The organism is Herbidospora sp. NBRC 101105, assembly GCF_030269205.1.
In the GTDB taxonomy this organism is placed as follows: Bacteria; Actinomycetota; Actinomycetes; order Streptosporangiales; family Streptosporangiaceae; genus Herbidospora; species Herbidospora solisilvae.
Genome location: NZ_BSSX01000009.1, coordinates 43177 through 62224, shown reverse-complemented (window position 1 = coordinate 62224; position 19048 = coordinate 43177). Strand labels below are relative to the sequence as shown.

Genomic DNA, 19048 nt, shown 5'->3' with positions numbered 1-19048 from the left:
GATAATATCGAACACGTGTACGTTCCACCGGGATGGCCACCCGACGTACGCCCGCCGGGCAGCCCCGACTGGCAGACGTCGGCGGTCAACTGGCTGCTCGACGCGGTGCCGCCCGACTACCGCGCCTACGGGGTGCTGCGCCGCCATCCGCTCGCGCTGGCCCGCATGGCCGGCCACACCGTGCGCGCCCAGGTCGAGGGCGCGCGGGCCGGCTACCGCGACGCCGCCGTCGACCTGAAGGAGCACCTGCCACCCCACGTGGTCCAGGCGGTTCTGGAGGTCTACCGCCGCGAGGGCCCCCGGCTCGTGGCCCTGGCCGAGTCGATCGCCCTGGTCGAACGCGCGTTGCGGGGGGAGGAGTTCGTCGAAGGAAGGCGCTGACGGCCGCAGGCCGTCAGCGCCTTCCGCTGCGAATCTGCCTCGAAGACACGCTTCACCGCAGATCCCGGATCGCCGCGCCGACCCGCTTGACGTCGCGGATCCGGCTCTCGTAGGTCGCGCCCACCACCAGCAGCAACAACCCGCCGAGGGCCATCGGCACCCACCGGGGAACCATGAGCACCAGTTCGGCCACCCAGGGCGCGATCTCGTGCACGGTCACCGCCGCCAGTGTGAACCCGCCCAGCACGGCGGGCGCCTGCAGCCGCCGCAGCGCCCCCACGACCAGCACGACCAGCGCCACGATCCCGAGCGCGAGCGGCCTGAGCCACCCCTCGGGCTGGTCGTAGAGCACGACCAGGCTCGGCAGCAGCGTGAACGAGAGCCCCGCGCCGTAGGCCCGCCACGACGACCCGGTCCGCGCCTTCCACCACCCGAACACCAGCAGCACGACCGAGAACGGCGCCGTGTAGGCCTCGACGAGGGTGACGTCCTCGGCGTAGAGCCGCGACCACGAGGCCGTCAGCAGCAGCGCCGTGGCCAGGTAGCCGACGTTCCCGCGGTCCTTCCGCAGCGCCACCCCCGCCGCGATCACCCCGGCCGCCGCCGCGGCGAGACTGAACATCTTCAGATCCGGTACGACCGCCAGCGCCGCCACCCCGAGCACCCCGGCCCCGATCTCGGTCCGCCGCCAGGGCGCCGCCGCGGCGGCCACCGCGAGCAGCACGAACGTGAGGAAGCGCGGCTGGAGGTCGGCCGCCAGCCAGGCCGCCACCGCGAACCCGCCGGCGTGGATCACCGCCACGTTGGCCGCCCACGTCCGCAACGTGGCGGTCCGGAACGCGACCCCCGCCGCGATCAGCGCCAGCGCCGCCAGCACCACGAGCGTCGCCGTCTCACTGACCAGCCCCCACAGCACGGCGACCACGCCGACACCGAGGGCGAGCCGGGCGAACGCCGGCTGCGGCACCGCCGCGACCCCGGCGGCCAGCGCCAGCAGCACCACGATCATGACCGGGTAGGGCAGGTCGAACACCGGCGGCACGAACGCCACGGCCACCGCCCCCACCAGCACCGCGACGACCTTCTGCCGCACCACCAGCGCCAGCGCGACGGCGATCAGCACGAGCAGCAGCAGGTCGGGCACCCCCGGCACCCACGGCGACCGGCTGAGGTGGTCGCCCGCCCCCGCGCCCCAGCTCGCCGACCAGACGCCGTGCCCCCAGTCGAGCGGCCCGCGCAGCACGATCAGCACCGGCGCCAGCACCCCGATCGACGCCAGCGCCCCCACGACCAGCGCGGTGTTCCTGGCCCGCCCCCGGAGCACCAGCGCGAACACCCCCGCCGCCACCGGCGCGACCAGGATCACCCACGCGAACGGCACGACCACCGCGAACGGCGCCCGCACCGCGAACACCCCCGCGACCACACCCCCGACGACCGGCACCAACGGGAACTTCTTCGCCCCCCGCGCCATGAACGCCGCCTCGGCCGCGGCCACAGCCAGGATGACGGCGTAGGCGACCGCCTCGGCCAGGTCGTCGGGGTAGGCCGTGGACTGGAAGAACGCGATGTAGACGCCGATGCTCCAGGTGGCGAGCAGCCCCACCAGCGCGACCTTCCGGCGGGCCCACGTCCAGACGGCGACGTCGAAGGCGGCGGTCAGGATGAGGGCCCCGGCGGCGTGCGCGGCCGTCTGGTCGGCGACGAAGACGATCAGCGGGAACTGGGCGAGCCCGATGGCGATCGGGACCGGCAGCGACAGCCCGGCGTAGCCGCCGTAGAGGGCGAACAGCCCCGCGGCGAGCGCGAACAGCACCGCCGTGTACGGCAACGAGTCGACCCTCGGCTCGAACCAGACCTGGTAGGCGGCGTACCCGTCGAGCAGGAACAACGCGAGCCCGAGGATCGCGACCGTCTCGGCCGTCGCCTTGAGGTTGCGCCTGACCAGCAGGAACGGAGTCGCGAAGGTCAACACGGTGAACCCGACCAGAATGGCCGCCCGCCCACCGATCCCGACGGAACCCCAGCTGACGATCGTGAACACGAACGCCGCGACGACCAGCAGCAGGCCGCCGAGACCGAGCAGCAGGTTACGAACGGCGGAGGGCGACATCTCCCGCTTCGGGGGGACGTTGCCGGGAAAACCGACAGGCCCCGGGCCGCCGGGCCGGCCCGGCCCACCTGCCTGCCAGCCGTGCTGATTGGGCTCACCCGCCTTGGGGGCGACCTGGCCGTGCGCACCCGCGACGTGCCCGGGAGCCGCCGTTTCCTTGCCCGGGCCACCCTGGGCGCCCACTTGCTGCTCTGCGGTCGCCGGATGACCCTGCGCGCCAGTCTGCGGGCCGTTCACCGGCGCCTGGGCTCCCCCGACCCAGGCGCCGGCAGGCTGGTTCTCTCCGGCGGCGCGGAGCGCGGTCAGCAGCTCCGACCTCCTGCCGAGCAGCCAGGCCTCGCGCCCCCGTAGGTCGTTCAGGGCGAGGTCGAGCTGCCACAGTTCGGCCGCGATCGGGCCGTGGAGCGGAAGCTCGCAGGCCGGGCATCGGCGGGGTGACCCGTCCAGCGGGGCACCGCAGTCGGGGCAGGCGGGAGAGCCGGCGGAGTGCATACGGGAACGATCCCGCTCAACCCCATGTGGGCGCTATGGAGCACCTACTCAATTCGCGATGAGTATCCCGGTATGTGGCTGACAAAAGATCTCAAAACCAGCCGCTCAGACCCCTGCCCCATGAGTAGCCGCCACCAAGTGGCCCGGACCAGATGCGGGGGGCGCCAGGGGTTGTGGCAACCCCGCGCCATCACGAGACGGCACACGATCTCGGGCCTGAGGGCCTCATCGAGGCCGTCGCCGCCGGACTATCGCCCGGCCCAGCGGGCGATGCCCACGATGATCCCGACCGCGCCCACCGCCACACCGAGCCACAACGCGATCATGAGCCCCGTGTCCGGCCCCGCCGACTCCGAGGCCACCGGCTGCGCCGCCGGGCTCGCCGTGGGCACGTCGGCGGCTTTCGGCGTGGGCGACGGGCTCGGGACGGCGCTCTCCGGCAGCGGCACCCGCACGACCGGGCTGCGTTTGCCCTCCGACCCGGTCAGCAGCGCCTTCCCGTCGGCCGTGTAGGTGATCGACTCCGCCTGCCGCAACATGGGCATCGGCACGCCCGAGATCTCGTCGTCGATCTTCCGGTAGAGGGTCGCCGAGAAGTAGGTCCGGATGACGAAACTCGACCCGTCGGGCGCGAAGGCCGCGTCGGTCGCCATGGTCGGTGCCGACCCCACCCGCCTCAGCACGTTCACCCGGTCGGTCCGCAACTGCCTGGGCGCGGCGTAGACGAGCCCGTCGAACTCCTTGGTCACCACATAGAGACGCCCCGTCCGGGGGTCGACCATGAGACCTTCGGCGTTCCGCGCCTGGTCGGCGTACCGGAACCGGTATCTGACCGCCGAGACGGTCCCGCCGCGCAGCCGGGCCGGCTCGGTCACCTTGTAGACGGAGATGTCGGGCCACGCCCCGTCGAGGTTGTCGCCGATGTCGCCGAAGAACAACACCCCGCGCCCCGACTGGTCGCGGTAGGCCGCCATGCCCTCCCAGTCACGGGCCTCGGCGTTCGCGATCGTGTACGCCGCCCTGGTCCGCCCCGTCGAGGAGTCGACGGCGTAGAAGACGGCCCCGGCGTCGCTGTCGTTGTGGGTGTAGACGATCCCGGGGTGCGTCGGCGAGACGGCCAGGCCGCTCGACTCGGTGATCCGGGGATCGGTGAACTCGAAGAGCTCGTCGTCGGCGTGCGCCGGAACCGCCCACAGGACCACGACCAGCAAGGCGAGCCCGATCCCCCGGTATGTCCACCCCATGGGAGACATCCTGCCCTGTTTGATGGCCGCACCTTCGGTGCGGCTGCCCGGGGCGCTCAGGCCCGACGCCTTCCCTCGTCGCTCCGGTTCGCTTCGCTCTCCTGCGCTCCTCAGTCCAGGCGTCGGCGCGCCCCGGGCGCGAGAGGGCTGGCCTGGAGTCCACTCCAGGTTCCTAAGGTGGAAGCATGGACTACGCGCAGCTCGGTCGTACCGGACTCAAGGTCAGCAAGCTCTGCCTGGGCACGATGAACTTCGGCCCGCAGACGTCTGAGGAGGACTCCTTCACGATCATGGATCGCGCCCATGAGCTGGGCATCAACTTCTTCGACACCGCCAACGTCTACGGATGGGTGAAGGGCGAGGGGGTCACCGAGCAGATCATCGGCCGGTGGTTCGCCCAGGGTGGTGGCCGCCGCGAGAAGACCGTCATCGCCACCAAGCTCTACGGCTCGATGGGCGACTGGCCCAACGAGACGTTCCTGTCGGCGCTGAACATCCGCCGCGCCTGCGACGCCTCGCTGAAGCGCCTGCAGACCGACTACATCGACGTCTACCAGGCCCACCACGTCGACCGGAACACCCCGTTCGAGGAGTTCTGGGAGGCCATGGAGGTCCTGCGCCAGCAGGGCAAGATCCTGTACGTCGGCTCGTCGAACTTCGCCGGCTGGCACATCGCCAAGGCCCAGGAGACGGCCCGCCGCCGCAACTTCCTCGGCCTGGTGAGCGAGCAGTCGAAGTACCACCTGCTGGAGCGCTCGGTCGAACTCGAAGTGCTCCCGGCGTGTGAGGACTACGGCTTGGGCGTCATCCCGTGGAGCCCCCTGGCCGGCGGCCTGCTCGGCGGCGTCCTCAGGAAGATCGACAAGGGCCGCAGCGCCACCGAGGACATGCTCCAGAGCCTGGAGAAGGTCCGCCCCCAGATCGAGCAGTGGGAGGCCTTCTGCGACGAACTGGGCGAAGACCCGGCCAACGCGGGCCTCGCCTGGCTCCTCCACCAGAAGGCCGTCACGGCCCCGATCATCGGCCCCCGCACCGCCGACCAGCTCGACGGCTCCCTGCGCGCCCTGGAGATCAAGTTCGACGACAAGGCCCTGGCCCGCATCGACGAGATCTTCCCCGGCCCCGGCGGCACCGCCCCCGAGGCCTACGCCTGGTAGCAGCAAGTCCGGTGCGGCGACTCGCCGCACCGGACTTTTCCGTCACGGCCGAAGACCCCAAAGCCGAAATCGGCGGCGCCTATCCGGCGATCTTGCTGCGGCGCTCGATGAAGACGACGTCTCTCCAGCGATCGTGGTGACGTCCGACGCGTTCCCGGATGCCGACCTGGCGGAATCCGGCTTTCTCGTGCAGGCGCAGGCTGGCGGTGTTCTCGGGGAAGACGCCGGACTGGATGGTCCAGATGCCGGCGGCCTCCGTCGAGTCGATCAGCGCCTTCAGGAGCAGGGTGCCGACCCCGCGCCCATGATGGGCCGGGGAGACGTAGACGGAGTGCTCGACGACTCCGGCGTACACGCACCGGTCGGAGACGGCCGAAGCGGCGACCCACCCGACCACCTCGTCCGACGCGGTGTCGACGGCCACGTGCCGGTGGCCGGGGAGCTTGGCCGTGGTGAAGGTCTCCCACGTCGGGGCGGTGGTCTCGAAGCTGGCTTGCCCGCCGTCCAGGCCGGTTTGGTAGACGGCCAGGACCTGGGCGGCGTCGTCGTCGCGCATCGGGCGGACGGCGATCTCCGGTTTGGTCGCTTGGACGATCGTGCTGTGCAGCCCTTGCGCCAGAGGCGACGTCCGGGTCAGGCGGATGTCGGTGAACCCCACTGCGGTCAGGTGGGCGCGGTAGCCGGCTTCGGTGAGCGTCCCCACGGTGCAGCCGACCGACCGTTCGGCCTCCTCACGGCGGAACGGTTCGAGGTCGTCGTCGGCGACGATGTCGCTGACCCCGAACCGGCCGCCGGGCTTCAAGACGCGGAACGCCTCGGCCAGGGTGCGGGGCTTGTCGGCGGACAGGTTGATCACGCAGTTGGAGATCACGACGTCCACGGCGCGGTCGGGGAGCGGCACGTCTTCGATGTGCCCGTGGAGGAACTCGACGTTGCTCACCTCGGCCTGGGCGGCGTGGGCGCGGGCGAGGGCGATCATGTCGGGGGTGCCGTCGAGGCCGTACGCCTTGCCGGTCGGGCCGACGCGGCGGGCGGAGAGCAGCACGTCGAGCCCCGCGCCGGAGCCGAGATCGAGAACGGTGTCCCCGGGCCGCAGGTCGGCGACCGCCACCGGGTTGCCGCATCCCAGGCTCGCCCCCCACGCCCCCTCCGGGATCTCGGTGTCGCAGGTGTAGGCGTTTGAGCCGAGACAGTCGGCCGACGCGTCGGTGACGGGCTGTCCGGCCTGGGCGGTCTGCGCGAGTCCGGCATAACGCCGCAGGACCTCTGATCGCCGGTCGTCGATGTCGTCGGCCATGCCGGTCTCCTCAGGTGATGGGGCGTCCCATGACCACGTCGGCGGCGGTCGGGAAGTAGTCCACACACGCGTCGTTGATCCGGTAGAAGCGCGAGATCCCGCGCTGCTCGACCAGCACGAACCGCACCTCGGCAAGGATCTTCAGGTGAGCCGAGACGGTCGACTGGACGACGTCCACGGCTTCGACGATCTCCTTGACCGACATCGGCTCTCCGGCGCGGGCGAGCAGGGTGACGATCTGCACGCGGGTGGCGTCGGACAGGGCGCGGAAACAGGTGGCGTACTTCTCGGCGGTGTCGCGATCGAGTGGTCCATTCATCGTCAATCGACGATAGGCGATGAAAGCTCCTGGAGCAACGTCAGAACCCGGCGCTCGATCTCGTCGCGGATCGGGCGGACGTCGTCGACGCCCTTGCCCGCCGGGTCGGGCAGCTCCCAGTCCAGGTAGCGCTTGCCCGGGTAGTACGGGCAGGCGTCCCCGCATCCCATCGTGATCACGACGTCGGACGCCTGAACGGCCTCGTCGGTCAACGGCTTGGGGAACGCCTTGGACAGGTCGAGCCCGATCTCGTCCATGACCGCGATCACGGCGGGATTGATCGTGTCGGCGGGGGCCGACCCGGCGGAGCGGACGACCACGTCGCCCCTGCCGTGGTGGTCGAGCAGGGCGGCGGCCATCTGGGAGCGTCCGGCGTTGTGGACGCAGACGAAGAGAACCTCGGGGACGGCGGCGGTCATGCGAACTCCTTGGAGGCGGGAGCGGCGGAGGGTGCGGCCACGGGGTGGAGGACCACGGCCAGAGCTGCGCCGGCGAACGCGCCGACGAGTTGGGCGGCGATGAACGGCGCGACCGACACCGGGGCGATCCCGGCGAAGGTGTCGCTGAAGATGCGGCCGATGGTCACGGCGGGGTTGGCGAAGGAGGTGGAGGAGGTGAACCAGTAGGCCGACCCGATGTAGGCCCCGACCGCCGGGGCTGCCAGGTGGGCGCGGCCGGTGCGGGTCAGGCTGAGGATCAGGGCGACCAGACCGGCGGTCGCGACGGTCTCGGCCAGCCACAGGGACGGCGCGGTCCGGACGGTGGCGGAAATCGTGACGGCGGGGAGGTCGAACATGAGGTTGGCCAGCACGGCCCCACTGATGGCGCCCATGGTCTGGGCCAGCGCGTACACGCCAAGAGAGGTTCCCGTGAGGCCGGTCCGCCCCCGGCGGCCGAGTGCCCAGTCGACGAGGGAGACCACCGGGTTGAGGTGAGCGCCGGAGACCGGCCCCACCATGAGGATGATCACGGCGAGCCCGGCGGCGGTCGCGGCGGCGTTCTCGGCCAGCTGCAGGCCGACGTCGCTCGGGGACAGGCGGGCGGCGGCGATGCCGGAGCCGATCACGATCGTGACGAGCAGGCCGGTTCCGGCGAACTCCGCCGTGGCGCGTCGTGCCAGGGACGTCACCGGACGCCGGCCTCTTCCCTCGCCGTGGCGAACAGCGCCGACAGCCGGTCGAGCGCCTGCGGGATCACCCACGAGTAGACCCAGGTCCCGCGCCGCTCGGAGCCGATCAGCCCGGCTTCCCTGAGGGTCTTCAGGTGGTGGGAGATCGTCGGCTGCGACAGGTCGAACTCGGGAAGCAGATCGCAGACGCAGGTCTCCTCGTCGCGGGCGGCGATGAGGGAGAGCAGGCGCAGCCGGACGGGATCGGCTACCGCCTTGAGGACCTTCGCCAGCTCGGCCGCGTCGTCCTTGCCGATGGGTTCACGGGCCAGGGGCGCGCAGCATTCTTCCGCGATGATCGGCAACGAGTTCTGCTTCGACATAGGTCGATATTGACATCGGTCAATACAGGAACGCAAACTATGCCTCGAAAGGCTACTTAGATGTTCATCGATACAAGGAGACGATCACATGTCCCGCGTTCAGCTCGCCCTGCGGGTCTCCGACCTGGAGGCGTCCGTGGCCTTCTACAGCAAGCTGTTCGACGCCGAACCGGCCAAGCGGCGGCCCGGCTACGCCAACTTCGCCATCGCCGAACCGCCGCTGAAGCTCGTGCTCCTGGAGGGCGAGCCCGGCCGGCCGACCGTGATGGACCACCTCGGCGTCGAAGTCGACACGACCGACGCGGTCACGGCCGCCTCCTCCCGCCTGGCGGCGGAAGGCCTGGCGACCGCCGACGAACAGGACACCGCCTGCTGCTACGCCGTCCAGGACAAGGTCTGGGTGCACGGCCCCGGCGACGAACCGTGGGAGGTCTACACGGTCAAGGCCGACTCGGCGACGCTGATCAAGGAGTCCGATTCGGCCTGCTGCGCTCCGGCCGGCGTCGAGGTCCTCGACGTGGAGCCCAAGCAGGCCTGCTGCTGATCCACCCGGCCGCGGCGGTCACCACGCGGTGGCCGCCGCGCCGGAGGGGCGGTCGTTCACCAGGTCACTGGACCAGCGCGCCCACGACGACGAGCAGCATCAGCAGGCCGAGCACGGTCGGCAGCAGCCAGCGGCGGGGACGGTCCACGGCGTCGAGCCTAGCCAAGCCCATGGGGTGCCGCTGACCATCCTCAGACCGCGATCGACGCCGTGGCCGGGTTGAGGGCCATGGCCTTACGCGCCGCGACCAGCCGGGTGATCAGCACGGCCAGCACCACCCCGGTCAGGCTGAGCAGGCCGGAAACCATGATCCCGACCCTCGGCCCGGCGAGCTCGGCGATCCACCCGATCAGCGGGGCGCCGATCGGAGCCCCGGCCGTGAAGACCAGGACGTAGATTCCCATCACCCGGCCGCGCATCTCGCTGGAGGCACCGAGCTGCAGGGTCGAGTTGGCCATGGTCTGCACGGTGATCATCGCCAGCCCGGCCGGGACGAGCGCGATCAGGAAGGCCCAGTACGCCGGCGTCACCGCCGCCACGATCTGGGCGGCCCCGAAGGCGATGCCCGCGGCGACCATCGTCCGCCGCGACGGGGTGACCCGGCGGGCCGCCAGCAGCGCCCCCACGACCGCCCCGATGGCGAACGCGCTGCTGCCGATCCCGAACGCCGACGCCCCCGCGTCGAACACCTCGGTCGCCATCAGCGCGATGGACGTGGTGAAGCTCTGCGCGAAGACCGCCACGAACCCGACCATGAGCACCGGCAGCAGCAGGTCCGGCTTCCCGATCACGTAACGCACGCCTTCCCTGGCCTGCCCCTTGCCGCGCTTGACCGGCTCGGGGGTGCGCAGTTCGGCCGTTCGCATCAGCAGCATGCCGCCGATGGTGAAGGCGAAAGTGAGCGCGTTGACCAGGAACAGCGGCCCGGTGCCGCCCAGCCAGTTGATCAGGAGCCCGGCGACGGCCGGGCCGACCACGCGGGCCAGGTTGAAGGAGGAGCTGTTCAGGGCGATGGCGTTGGACAGGTCGTCGCGGCCGACCATCTCGACCACGAACGACTGCCGGGTGGGCACCTCGACACAGGCCAGCAGACCGAGCGTGAAGGCCATGACGTAGACGTGCCAGACCTGGGCGTGCCCGGTGACGGTCAGCACACCCATGGCCAGCGCGAGCGCCGCCATCAGCGACTGCGCCGTCATCAGGAGCGGCCGCTTCGGGAACCGGTCGGCCAGCACGCCGCCCCACATCCCGAACAGCATGACCGGCAGGAACTGGAGCGCCACCGTGATGCCGAGCGCCGTGCCCGACCCGCCGGTCAGGCTCAGCACGAGCCAGTCCTGGGCGGTGCGCTGCATCCAGGTCCCGACGTTGGAGACGACGCCTCCGGAGAGGAACAGCCGGTAGTTGTGGTTGCGCAACGACCGGAACATGCCCGACTTCTCCGAAAGGTCCCCAGCGGGCTCGGGAGACGGCATTTCCGCCGCCAAGAGCACATCCGAACCGGGCTCTCCGGCCTCCCGGCTCAGGGGCGAGCCGGGGCGACCGTCGGCGCCGGAGCGATCATCAGAACCGGTGCCGCCGTCCGGGGATCCGTTGGTCGGGCGTGGGCCGGACTCCCGAACCGGCCCCGCGCCCGTCCACTTCGCCAGGTCGGCGGCGGTTCGTAGTCGTCTCACATTTGGGAGAGCTTTTCCAGGATGGGGGCGGCCCGGCGCAGGATCGCCTTCTCCTCCGGTGTCAGCTCGCCGAGGCGCTGGGCCAGCCAGGCCTCCTTGCGGCGGCGTTCTTCTTTCAGCAGGGCGGCGCCCGCCGGGGTGACCGACAGGGTCACCTGACGACGGTCGGTGGGGTGGGGGGAGCGGGCCAGCAGGCCGCGTTCCTCCAGATGGGTGACCACCCTGGTCATCGAGGGCGGCTGCACCTTCTCGTGCTCGGCCAGCTCGCCGGGGGTCATCGTGGTGTGCCGCTCGACGGCGGCCAGGGCCGCGAGCTGTGTGGGCGTCAGGATGTGACCCACGGCCTGTTTGCGCAGGCGACGGGTCAGCCGGGCCAGCGACACGCGCAGCGCGGACGCCAGACCGGCGTCGCTGCGCAGGTTCGCAGCCGGATCCGTGTTCTGAGGATTCGTTAGCATGAGTCATTACCTTTGCTAACTATATGGCACACCATGGCATTCCTGCTCAGGGATACCTTCCCCAAAAGGGCCGGGCACGGCCCCCGAAGGAGGCCGTGCCCGGGTCAAGAATCAGGCGCAGGTGTAAGCCGACACCGTCGAGGTGTCGCTGCTGGGACGCGCCACCTGGAAGCCGAACGTCGTGGTCGCGCCGGAGCCCAGGTTGCCGTTGTAGGCGGCGTTGCGGGCCGTCACCGTGTTCCCGGACACCGTGAGGGTGGCGTTCCAGGAGCCGACGATGGTGTGGCCGGAGGGCAGGGTGAAGGTCACCGTCCACGAGGTGCGCGGGGACGTGCCGTTGGTCACGGTCACCGGCTGGACGACGTACCCGCCGCCCCACTGGGTCTGGATCGTGCCGGTGGCCGAGCAGCCGCCGGAGTTGCCGCCCGTGGTGGTGAAGGTCACCGAGGTGGAGTTGGCCGACAGGTTGCCCGCCCCGTCACGCGCCCGGACGTAGACCGTGTACGCCGTGCTGGCCGACAGCCCCGTCAGGGCCACCGAGTTGGTGGTGGACGTGGCGATCTGCGTGCCGCCCGAGTTGTAGACGTTGTAACCCGCCAGACCCGAGCCGCCCGTGTCGGTCGACGCGGTCCACGACAGGGTCGCCCCCGACGAGGTGATGTTGGAGGCGGTGGGGGCGCCGGGGGTGGTGGGGGCGGTGGTGTCGCTGCTGCCGCCCGTGGTGGTGAAGGTGACCGAGGTGGAGTTGGCCGACAGGTTGCCCGCCCCGTCACGCGCCCGGACGTAGACCGTGTAGGCCGTGTTGGCCGACAGCCCCGTCAGGGTCACCGAGTTGGTGGTGGAGGTCGCGATCTGCGTGCCGCCCGAGTTGTAGACGTTGTACCCGGCCAGACCCGAGCCGCCCGTGTCGGTCGACGCGGTCCACGACAGGGTGGCGCCCGAGGAGGTGACGCCGGACGCGGTCGGGGCGCCCGGTGTCGAAGGTGCCGTCGTGTCGCTCGGGGTGCCGTTGTCGAGGGCGTTGTGGACCGCCGTGTACGACGGCTTCTGCGAGTAGTTGTTGTCGTAGATCAGCGCGAAGCCCTCACCCGGGAAGGTGTCCGGGACCCACGAGTACTTGTCGGTGAAGCCCCAGATGGTCACGCCGGCGCAGGCCGTGACCGCGAGACAGGCGTTCACCACGTTGGTGTAGTAGGTCGCCTGCTGGGTGTCCTTGGCCGAGGTGCGCGAACCCTGGATGCGGACGTCGAGCTCGGTGATCCTGACCTGGACGCCGAGGTTGGCGAACCGCTGGAGGTTCTGCTGGAGGTCGTTCGGGAAGCCGTACTGGGTGGAGAGGTGGGTCTGGAAGCCGACGCAGTCGACCGGCACGTTCTGCGACCGGAGCTGCGAGACCAGGTTGTACATCGCGGTGCTCTTGGCGTTGATGCCCTCGACGTTGTAGTCGTTGATGCACAACCGGGCGTCGGGGTCGGCGGCGCGGGCGGCGCGGAAGGCATCGGCGATGAAGCCGGAGCCCAGCGTGTTGTACCAGAACGACGAGCGGAAGCTGCCGTTCTCCTCGAAGACCTCGTTCACCACGTCCCACGAGACGACCGTGGGGTTGTTGGCGTAGCGGCCCACGACCGTCGCGATGTGCTCGTTCATCGCGGCTCGCATGTTGGTGGCCGACAGGCCTTGGACCCAGCCCGGCGTCTGGTTGTGCCAGACGAGGGTGTGGCCGTGCACCTGCTGGTTGTTCGCGGTCGCGAAGTTGACGATCTGGTCCGCGCCGGAGAACGTGTACTGGTTGTCGTTCGGCTCGGTGTCGCTCCACTTCATCGCGTTCTCGGCCGTGATCTGGTTGAACTCGGTGGCCGCGATGTTCCGGTACGCCGTCTCGTTGGCCAGCGGCGAGGTCGCCAGCGCGGTGCCGATGAACTTGCCGCGCGCCTGGGCGTGCACGCGCAACGCCGCGCTGGCCGAGGCCGGCGTGGCGACGAGGACCGTCGCGGCGGCCGTGGTGAGGGCGCAGGCCGCCGCCACCAGAGATCGCCATTTGAAGGTACGCACTGGATCTCCTGTTCCGAAACTTTTCGGTAACTCCCGTGTCGCACGGAAGGCTAGAATTGGCCGCAAAACGCGGTCAATGCGCCAACCGTGCGACGCGGGGAGTCCTGCGGAGATCCGGCAATCTATCGGTAGATAGTTGAAAGTTTCAGAAGCCCAAGAGGATCTTGATCGGGCCGAGCGCGAAGTAGATCGTGAACAGCACGGCCACCAGCCACATGAGCGGGTGCACCTCGGACGCCTTGCCCTTCGCCGCCTTGATCAGCACGTACGTGATGAACCCGGCCCCGATGCCGTTGGCGATCGAGTAGGTGAACGGCATCAGCACGATCGTGAAGAACGCCGGGATCGCGATCTCCAGGTCGGTGAAGTCGATCTCGCGGATCGAGGTCATCATCAGGAAGCCGACCACCACCAGCGCGGGCGCCGCGGCCTCGTACGGGATGATGTTGACCAGCGGCGCGAGGAACATCGACGCGAGGAACAGCAGACCGGTCACCACCGAGGCGAGCCCGGTGCGCGCGCCCTCGCCGACCCCCGAGGCCGACTCGATGTAGGTCGTGTTCGACGACACCGACGCCGCGCCGCCCGCCGCGGCGGCGACCGAGTCGATCAGCAGGATCTCCTTGGTCTTCGGCAGCGTGCCGTCGGCCGCCACGAGGTCGGCCTGCTTGCCGACGCCCACGATGGTGCCCATCGTGTCGAAGAAGTCGGTGATCAGCAGCGTGAACACGAGCAGCACGGCGAGCACGACCGACAACTTGGTGAACGCGCCGAACAGGCTGAACTGACCGATCAGCGAGAAGTCGGGCAGCGCGAAGATCTGGTCGAGCCCCGGCAGCGCGGGCACGTTGAGGCCCCAGCCCTGCGGGTTGGTCTTGTCGCCGTCGACGGCCGGGCCGATGTTCCCGATCGTCTGGACGATGATCGCGAAGATCGTCGCGCCGACGATGCCGATCAGGATCGCGCCCTTCACCTTGCGGGCCACCAGCAGGGCGGTGCCGAGCAGGCCGACCACGAACACCAGGATCGGCCACGACGTCAGCCCGCCGCCGATGCCCAGCTCCAGGGGCGGCGCCGGGGCGGCCGTCTTGCGCACGAATCCGGCGTCCACGAAGCCGATGAGCGCGATGAACAGGCCGATGCCCACCGAGATCGCGGTCTTCAGGCTCGCCGGGATGGCGTGGAAGACGGCCGTCCGGAACCCGGTCAGCACCAGCACCAGGATGACCAGGCCTTCGAGGACCACCAGGCCCATGGCGTCCTCCCAGGAGACCTGGGAGGCGATGCCGTAGGCGACGAACGCGTTGAGGCCCAAACCCGCCGCCAGGGCGAAGGGCACGTTCGCCACCACGCCCATCAGAATGGTCAGCAGGCCGGCCACCAACGCCGTCGCGACGGCGATCAGCGACAGGTTGGGAGCCGCCCCGTCGCCGAGGAACTGGCCGTCGGCGTCCTGGACGAAGCCCAGGATGATCGGGTTGAGCACGACGATGTAGGCCATCGTGAAGAACGTGGCCAGACCACCACGGACCTCCGCGCCGACCGACGAGCCCCGAGCCGAAATCTTGAAATACGTGTCGAGGAAACTAGTGCTTTGGGGGGTTTTGACGTCACTCACGTGCGCAGAGTGACACCCCTTACCACCAGGGAAAAGACCCAGGTCGCCGACGTGACTTTTTCGTTGCGGTTTCGTACGCGCGCCGCGTCGAACCTCACGCGGGCCGGTAGTGACCTGCCGGATTTAGGCTGACGTTTAGGCTGACAGGGTGACCCAGCAGCGGCGGCCCGATCCAGAGCCCCTCAAGACCAACGACTCCGCCACGATCACGGTGGGCATCGTCCTGTGGGCGATCGCCCTCATCGTCTTGCTGATCCTCCGGCCCGACGAGAGCTGGTACTCGTGGACCTGCGTGGCCGGGATCGGCATGGGCTTCTTCGGGCTCTGGTTCGTCCGCCGGCGCGACCGGAAGATCAGTTCGTCCGCTTCAGCAGGAGCGTCACGAAACCCAGCACCCCCCGGTAGCCCTTGAGCCACATGTCGCGGTGGGCCAGCGCCGCCGTCCGCGCCGTGTCGCCGTCGGGGCCGGGGTGGTCGACCGCCCAGCGCAGCAGGCTGCCGGTCCACGACCACTCGTAGTCGTCCCATTCCGACAGTTCGCTGGTGTAGGCGTAGACCGTCGCGTAGCCCGCGCTCTCGGCGCGCTCGACGGTGCCGGCCAGGTCGGCGTACTCCCCCGGTTCGGCGCCCAGCGTGATGAGCGTCTCGGCGTTCGGCGGGACCTCCCAGAAGCCCTCGCCGATCAGCGCCAGACCGCCCGGCTTGAGGTGCTCCTTGACCGCGTTGGCGGTCTCCACCAGACCGCCGTAGGCGTGCGTCGCGCCGACGCACATGACCAGGTCGTAGAGGCCGTTCTTGTAGTCGGCGGCCGGCATGTGGTGCAGGGTGAGCTGGTGGTCGAGCCCCTGCCGCTCGGCCATGATCCGGCACGACTCCAAGCCCTCGCGGTGCACGTCGACCGCGTCGGCGGTGGCGTCCTCGTGCATGGCCAGGGCGCGGAGCGTCCAGACGCCGTGGCCGCAGCCGATGTCGAGGACCCGCGGCTGGGCGCCGAGCTTGGCCCGGCGCAGAATCCGCGTGACGGTCTGACCGCTCACCGGAGCGGCGATGGGGTGGTCGGTGTGCGCGAGGTGACTGATCAGATGACGTTCCACCCTGGCAGTGTTTCAGCCGTCGAGGTCGGCCTCCGCCAGCAGGAGCGGCACACGGTCAGGGTCGCGCAGCAGCGCCTCGACCGCGAGCCGGTCGCCCCACTGCCCGGCCGCCCACGCGAGCCCGCGCGCCAGCCCCTCGACGCCGGAGGCGTGCACCCGGCCCTCGAAGAACCGCCACGGCACCGGCCTGCCGTCGACGAGCAGTTCCTCATGCCGCACGTACGAACCGGGCGCCCCCGGCAGCAGCCTGCGCACCTGCGGGGGAACCGGGGTGTCCGTACCCGTGGAGGTGACGTCGCCGGTGACGACCTCACCGACGAGCGGCAGGTCGAGCACCTCCGACAGCGCCTCGGCCTGGTCGAACCCGACCAGCACGAGCGGCCGGTCGGCCACCAGGGCGAGCAGGTCGGGCGCCTCGACGACGACCGGCTCCAGCTCTCCGTCGACGTCGGCGACCACGATCTCGCCGTTCTGCACCGCCCGGACCGCCGCCGGAGGGCTCACCCGTTCGGGGCTGACCTCGGCCAGCGCCTTCCACAGGGCACGCAGCTGGGCCCGGTCGACGGGCCGCGTGGCGTCGGCCATCAGGTCGAGGAGCTCCTCGGGGCCGCCGTGGGAGGCGAGCAGGTCGGCCAGGGTGGAGCGCACCCCGATCATCGTGAGGGCGGCCTCGTCGGCGACGGGGGGCGCGTCGGCGTACAGGCCGAAGAGAAGGGGGTCGGCCGACGGCAGCCGCAGGGAGGTCGGCGGCTTGCCGTCGATCACCGGGTGGTGCGCCAGCCACCAGCCGGTGTAGGAGGGCACCTCGTGGACCTCGCCGCCCGCGACCACCCGCATCGGCTGCAGGGCGGCGCGCAGCGGCGGCCGGGCCAGCAGCGGCAGCGCGGCGGCCCAGTCGGCGACGTATTCGAGGTCGCGGACAGCGGTGAACTCGCGCGCCACGGGCGGCACGTCGAGCTCGGGCAGCAGGTCGAGGATCGCGTCGAGCCACTCGTCTTCGCGGTCGAGGTCGTGGTCGCAGTCGTCGGGGTCCAGGACCACGTCGGCGTCGTTGACCACGGCGAACCCGTCGAGCACGCCGGCGGCGGCCAGCACCCGCGAACCGAACTTCTCCACCAGGTCGGGCGCCGCGAACGGGGCCTCCTGGTCGATCAGCCTGGCCAGGTCGCCGCCTTCGAGCAGCAGGTCGCCAGCGGCGTAGACCTCACCGTCGGCGCCGCGCAGCGCCAGCGCGGCCAGCCAGGGCGCCTCCCCGGCGGTCAGCCCGGCGGCGTCGACCAGGGCCAGCACCGCCTGCGCGACCGGCTCGGGGTCGGCCGACCCGGCCGACTCGGTGACGGCGGCGTGGGTGAGCGGGTCGTCGAGGACGGTCCGCGGCGTCGCCTCGGCCGCCCCGAGCCGCAGCAGCAGCGGGTGGGCGGCGTCGTGGTGGACGATCCGCAGCCCGAGCGGGGCCAGCAGCGCCGCGTCGAGCGCCTTCTCGCCGTCGGTCAGCAATAGTGTGCCCCGGGCGCCCCGGACCAGCCGGCCGTCGGCCAGCGGCACCCCGACCGCCCCGATCGCCTCGAGGTCGTCGGCCGGGAGCACCTGGTAGAGCGCGCGCCACCAGGCGGGATCGCGGTCCTTCACGGCGTCGCCGGAGAGCATGTCGATCACGTCGGCCAGTTCGACCCTGCGGATGCCCAGACCGGCCAGCGCGTGGTGGCGCACCGGCCATCCGGCGGGCAGCAGGCCGGGCACCATGTCGGCGACCATCGTCAGGAACTCGCCGGGCCCGGCCACCACGCGGGCGTCGCGCCCGGCGATGACCAGCTCGTCGTCTTCGGCGAAGGAGACCGCCGCCAGCCCGTCGGCCGCACGCCGGCCGTTGACGATCTCGGCGTAGCGCCCGGACGGCTCCTCGGGCGCCGAGATCGCCGGCAGCAGCGGCAGGTCGGGCAGCAGGGAGAGGATCTCGCTCCGGATCGCCGCGTCGAGCTCCCCCTTCGCCAGCACCTGCGGCACGAGGTCGAGCAGCCGGGGCGTACGCGGCAGCGACCGCAGCAGGTCGCAGTAGACCTCGGCCGAGCGGCGCACCAGGAAGTCGGTCAGCGGCCCGGTCGCGACGTGACGCCGGTCGGTGGCCAGCGGGAACGTCGCGATCAGCAGGGCGGGCAGGTCGAGCGGCTCGTCGGAGGGCGTCGGCGCGTGCACCGACGACGGCACGTCTTTCGGCAGCGGCAGCGCCTCGCCGTCGCGCCGGGCCTGGTCGCCCCAGGCGCGGGCCTGCCCGTGGTCGACCGCCCCGGCGATCGGCACGGCCCAGCGCACCTGCCAGAACGGACGGGCCCGCTCCTCGGTCGGCCGGTCGGCGAACAGGTCGCCCACCTGCTCGGGCGTGAACTCGCCCGACGCCTCGACGACGTGCCACCCGGCGGCGGTGACGCTGCGCCAGACCCCGTCGACCTCGATGTCGATCGCCGACAACGCGGGCATGACCAGCGGCAGCGCCGGGCTGGTCTCCTCCAGCATCCGCCGGACGGCGTCTTCGGCCGCGGCGTTGCGCAGCGGCAGCCGCACGATCGTGTCGAAGCCCTCGGGCACCGTCAGCTCAGCGGGGAAGGGCAACCGCAGCAGCGGCACGTGGCCCGCCCGCCCGGCCAGCTCGTCTTCCAGCGCGGGGATCGCGGCGACCAGCTCGTTGGTCAGCGCCCGCGACCAGCGCACCCCGGCGGTCGCCCGGGAGGCGATGGCGGGCTCGTCGGTGACGGACACGACGGCCGCGAAGCCGACGCCGAACCGCCCGGCCGCACCGGCCTCGTCGCGCTTGCCGGAGACCCGGAGCGTCGACAGGCCCTCGACCCCGGCGGCGTCGAGCGGCCCGCCGGTGTTGGCGGCTTCGAGCACGCCCTCGCGCAGGGTCAGCCGCAACCGGCCGGGCACCCCGGCGCGCAGCGCGGCGTCGGCGGCGTTCTGGGCCAGCTCGACGATCAGGCGGTCGCGGTAGCCGCCGAGGGCGAAGTCCTCCTCGGCGTTGGCGTCCTCGCGGAACCGCGCGGGCGAGGCCGTCCAGGCGGCGAGGACGTTTTCACGCATGCGGGTGGTGCCGAAGAAGTCGTTCATCACACGCTTC

At 71.0% G+C, this 19048-nt stretch carries 17 protein-coding genes; 4 read left to right on the top strand and 13 right to left on the bottom strand.

From position 1 onward, the window contains the following. Positions 1–15 precede the first annotated feature (15 nt). A complete protein-coding gene (locus tag QSK34_RS32725; protein WP_285589920.1) occupies positions 16–381 on the top strand; it encodes a hypothetical protein in 366 nt (121 codons plus the stop codon). Between the two features lie 52 nt (positions 382–433). Here the strand turns inward: QSK34_RS32725 and QSK34_RS32720 are convergent, their stop codons facing one another. Beyond that, complete coding sequence (locus QSK34_RS32720) at positions 434–2986, bottom strand: SCO7613 C-terminal domain-containing membrane protein (RefSeq protein ID WP_285589918.1); 2553 nt, start codon at positions 2984–2986, stop codon at positions 434–436. A 248-nt stretch (positions 2987–3234) separates the two neighbouring features. Then, positions 3235–4230 (bottom strand): hypothetical protein, encoded by a 996-nt coding sequence (locus QSK34_RS32715; RefSeq protein ID WP_285589916.1) that lies wholly within the window; start codon positions 4228–4230, stop codon positions 3235–3237. A gap of 185 nt (positions 4231–4415) precedes the next feature. Here QSK34_RS32715 and QSK34_RS32710 point away from each other — a divergent pair, with 185 nt between their 5' ends. After that, positions 4416–5387 carry an aldo/keto reductase gene (locus QSK34_RS32710; RefSeq protein ID WP_161483484.1) on the top strand — a complete coding sequence of 324 codons (972 nt, stop codon included), beginning with the start codon at positions 4416–4418 and terminating at the stop codon, positions 5385–5387. A 79-nt stretch (positions 5388–5466) separates the two neighbouring features. Here QSK34_RS32710 and QSK34_RS32705 read toward each other — a convergent pair whose 3' ends face one another. The 5 genes from QSK34_RS32705 to QSK34_RS32685 are packed head-to-tail and all read right to left on the bottom strand — an operon-like array spanning position 5467 to position 8494. Next, a complete protein-coding gene (locus QSK34_RS32705; RefSeq protein WP_285589911.1) occupies positions 5467–6684 on the bottom strand; it encodes a GNAT family N-acetyltransferase in 1218 nt (405 codons plus the stop codon). 10 nt (positions 6685–6694) lie between these two features. Next, positions 6695–7003, bottom strand: coding sequence for an ArsR/SmtB family transcription factor (locus tag QSK34_RS32700; protein ID WP_285589910.1), 309 nt, complete (start codon positions 7001–7003; stop codon positions 6695–6697). A gap of 2 nt (positions 7004–7005) precedes the next feature. Next, positions 7006–7422 carry an arsenate reductase ArsC gene (locus QSK34_RS32695; RefSeq protein ID WP_285589908.1) on the bottom strand — a complete coding sequence of 139 codons (417 nt, stop codon included), beginning with the start codon at positions 7420–7422 and terminating at the stop codon, positions 7006–7008. Then, positions 7419–8132, bottom strand: coding sequence for an aquaporin (locus QSK34_RS32690; RefSeq protein WP_285589906.1), 714 nt, complete (start codon positions 8130–8132; stop codon positions 7419–7421). Before QSK34_RS32690 ends, QSK34_RS32695 begins: the two co-directional genes overlap by 4 nt. Next, positions 8129–8494: an ArsR/SmtB family transcription factor gene (locus QSK34_RS32685; RefSeq protein WP_285589905.1), complete on the bottom strand. Its 366-nt coding sequence runs from the start codon at positions 8492–8494 to the stop codon at positions 8129–8131. Before QSK34_RS32685 ends, QSK34_RS32690 begins: the two co-directional genes overlap by 4 nt. A gap of 88 nt (positions 8495–8582) precedes the next feature. Here QSK34_RS32685 and QSK34_RS32680 point away from each other — a divergent pair, with 88 nt between their 5' ends. Further along, on the top strand, positions 8583–9038 hold the full coding sequence (locus tag QSK34_RS32680; protein WP_285589904.1) for an ArsI/CadI family heavy metal resistance metalloenzyme: 456 nt from the start codon (positions 8583–8585) through the stop codon (positions 9036–9038). Positions 9039–9229: 191 nt separating this feature from the next. Here QSK34_RS32680 and QSK34_RS32675 read toward each other — a convergent pair whose 3' ends face one another. From QSK34_RS32675 to QSK34_RS32660, 4 genes are all read right to left on the bottom strand, one after another. Continuing rightward, positions 9230–10468 (bottom strand): MFS transporter, encoded by a 1239-nt coding sequence (locus tag QSK34_RS32675; protein ID WP_285589902.1) that lies wholly within the window; start codon positions 10466–10468, stop codon positions 9230–9232. Positions 10469–10710: 242 nt separating this feature from the next. Continuing rightward, positions 10711–11172: a MarR family winged helix-turn-helix transcriptional regulator gene (locus QSK34_RS32670; RefSeq protein ID WP_161483477.1), complete on the bottom strand. Its 462-nt coding sequence runs from the start codon at positions 11170–11172 to the stop codon at positions 10711–10713. A gap of 111 nt (positions 11173–11283) precedes the next feature. Further along, complete coding sequence (locus tag QSK34_RS32665; RefSeq protein WP_285589901.1) at positions 11284–13224, bottom strand: endo-1,4-beta-xylanase; 1941 nt, start codon at positions 13222–13224, stop codon at positions 11284–11286. Positions 13225–13369: 145 nt separating this feature from the next. After that, complete coding sequence (locus QSK34_RS32660) at positions 13370–14842, bottom strand: NCS2 family permease (protein ID WP_161483476.1); 1473 nt, start codon at positions 14840–14842, stop codon at positions 13370–13372. Positions 14843–14990: 148 nt separating this feature from the next. Here QSK34_RS32660 and QSK34_RS37860 point away from each other — a divergent pair, with 148 nt between their 5' ends. Beyond that, positions 14991–15254 (top strand): DUF2530 domain-containing protein, encoded by a 264-nt coding sequence (locus tag QSK34_RS37860; protein ID WP_161483475.1) that lies wholly within the window; start codon positions 14991–14993, stop codon positions 15252–15254. Here QSK34_RS37860 and QSK34_RS32655 read toward each other — a convergent pair. Together QSK34_RS32655 and QSK34_RS32650 are read right to left on the bottom strand one after the other, a co-directional pair. Beyond that, entirely contained in the window at positions 15196–15936 is a 741-nt protein-coding gene (locus tag QSK34_RS32655) for an SAM-dependent methyltransferase (RefSeq protein WP_285589900.1), read from the bottom strand. The genes QSK34_RS37860 and QSK34_RS32655 overlap by 59 nt on opposite strands. Positions 15937–15948: 12 nt before the next feature. Then, positions 15949–19038 (bottom strand): sacsin N-terminal ATP-binding-like domain-containing protein, encoded by a 3090-nt coding sequence (locus QSK34_RS32650; protein WP_285589899.1) that lies wholly within the window; start codon positions 19036–19038, stop codon positions 15949–15951. Between the last annotated feature and the right edge of the window lie 10 nt (positions 19039–19048).

What these genes read in the sequence shown, in the direction of transcription:
- QSK34_RS32685 (WP_285589905.1), bottom strand. Translation starts at nt 8,494, where the DNA reads ATGTCGAAGCAGAACTCGTTGCCGATCATCGCGGAAGAATGCTGCGCG.
- QSK34_RS32710 (WP_161483484.1), top strand. Translation starts at nt 4,416, where the DNA reads ATGGACTACGCGCAGCTCGGTCGTACCGGACTCAAGGTCAGCAAGCTC.
- QSK34_RS32680 (WP_285589904.1), top strand. Translation starts at nt 8,583, where the DNA reads ATGTCCCGCGTTCAGCTCGCCCTGCGGGTCTCCGACCTGGAGGCGTCC.
- QSK34_RS32715 (WP_285589916.1), bottom strand. Translation starts at nt 4,230, where the DNA reads ATGGGGTGGACATACCGGGGGATCGGGCTCGCCTTGCTGGTCGTGGTC.
- QSK34_RS32720 (WP_285589918.1), bottom strand. Translation starts at nt 2,986, where the DNA reads ATGCACTCCGCCGGCTCTCCCGCCTGCCCCGACTGCGGTGCCCCGCTG.
- QSK34_RS32675 (WP_285589902.1), bottom strand. Translation starts at nt 10,468, where the DNA reads ATGTTCCGGTCGTTGCGCAACCACAACTACCGGCTGTTCCTCTCCGGA.
- QSK34_RS32705 (WP_285589911.1), bottom strand. Translation starts at nt 6,684, where the DNA reads ATGGCCGACGACATCGACGACCGGCGATCAGAGGTCCTGCGGCGTTAT.
- QSK34_RS32700 (WP_285589910.1), bottom strand. Translation starts at nt 7,003, where the DNA reads ATGAATGGACCACTCGATCGCGACACCGCCGAGAAGTACGCCACCTGT.
- QSK34_RS32670 (WP_161483477.1), bottom strand. Translation starts at nt 11,172, where the DNA reads ATGCTAACGAATCCTCAGAACACGGATCCGGCTGCGAACCTGCGCAGC.
- QSK34_RS32650 (WP_285589899.1), bottom strand. Translation starts at nt 19,038, where the DNA reads ATGAACGACTTCTTCGGCACCACCCGCATGCGTGAAAACGTCCTCGCC.
- QSK34_RS32695 (WP_285589908.1), bottom strand. Translation starts at nt 7,422, where the DNA reads ATGACCGCCGCCGTCCCCGAGGTTCTCTTCGTCTGCGTCCACAACGCC.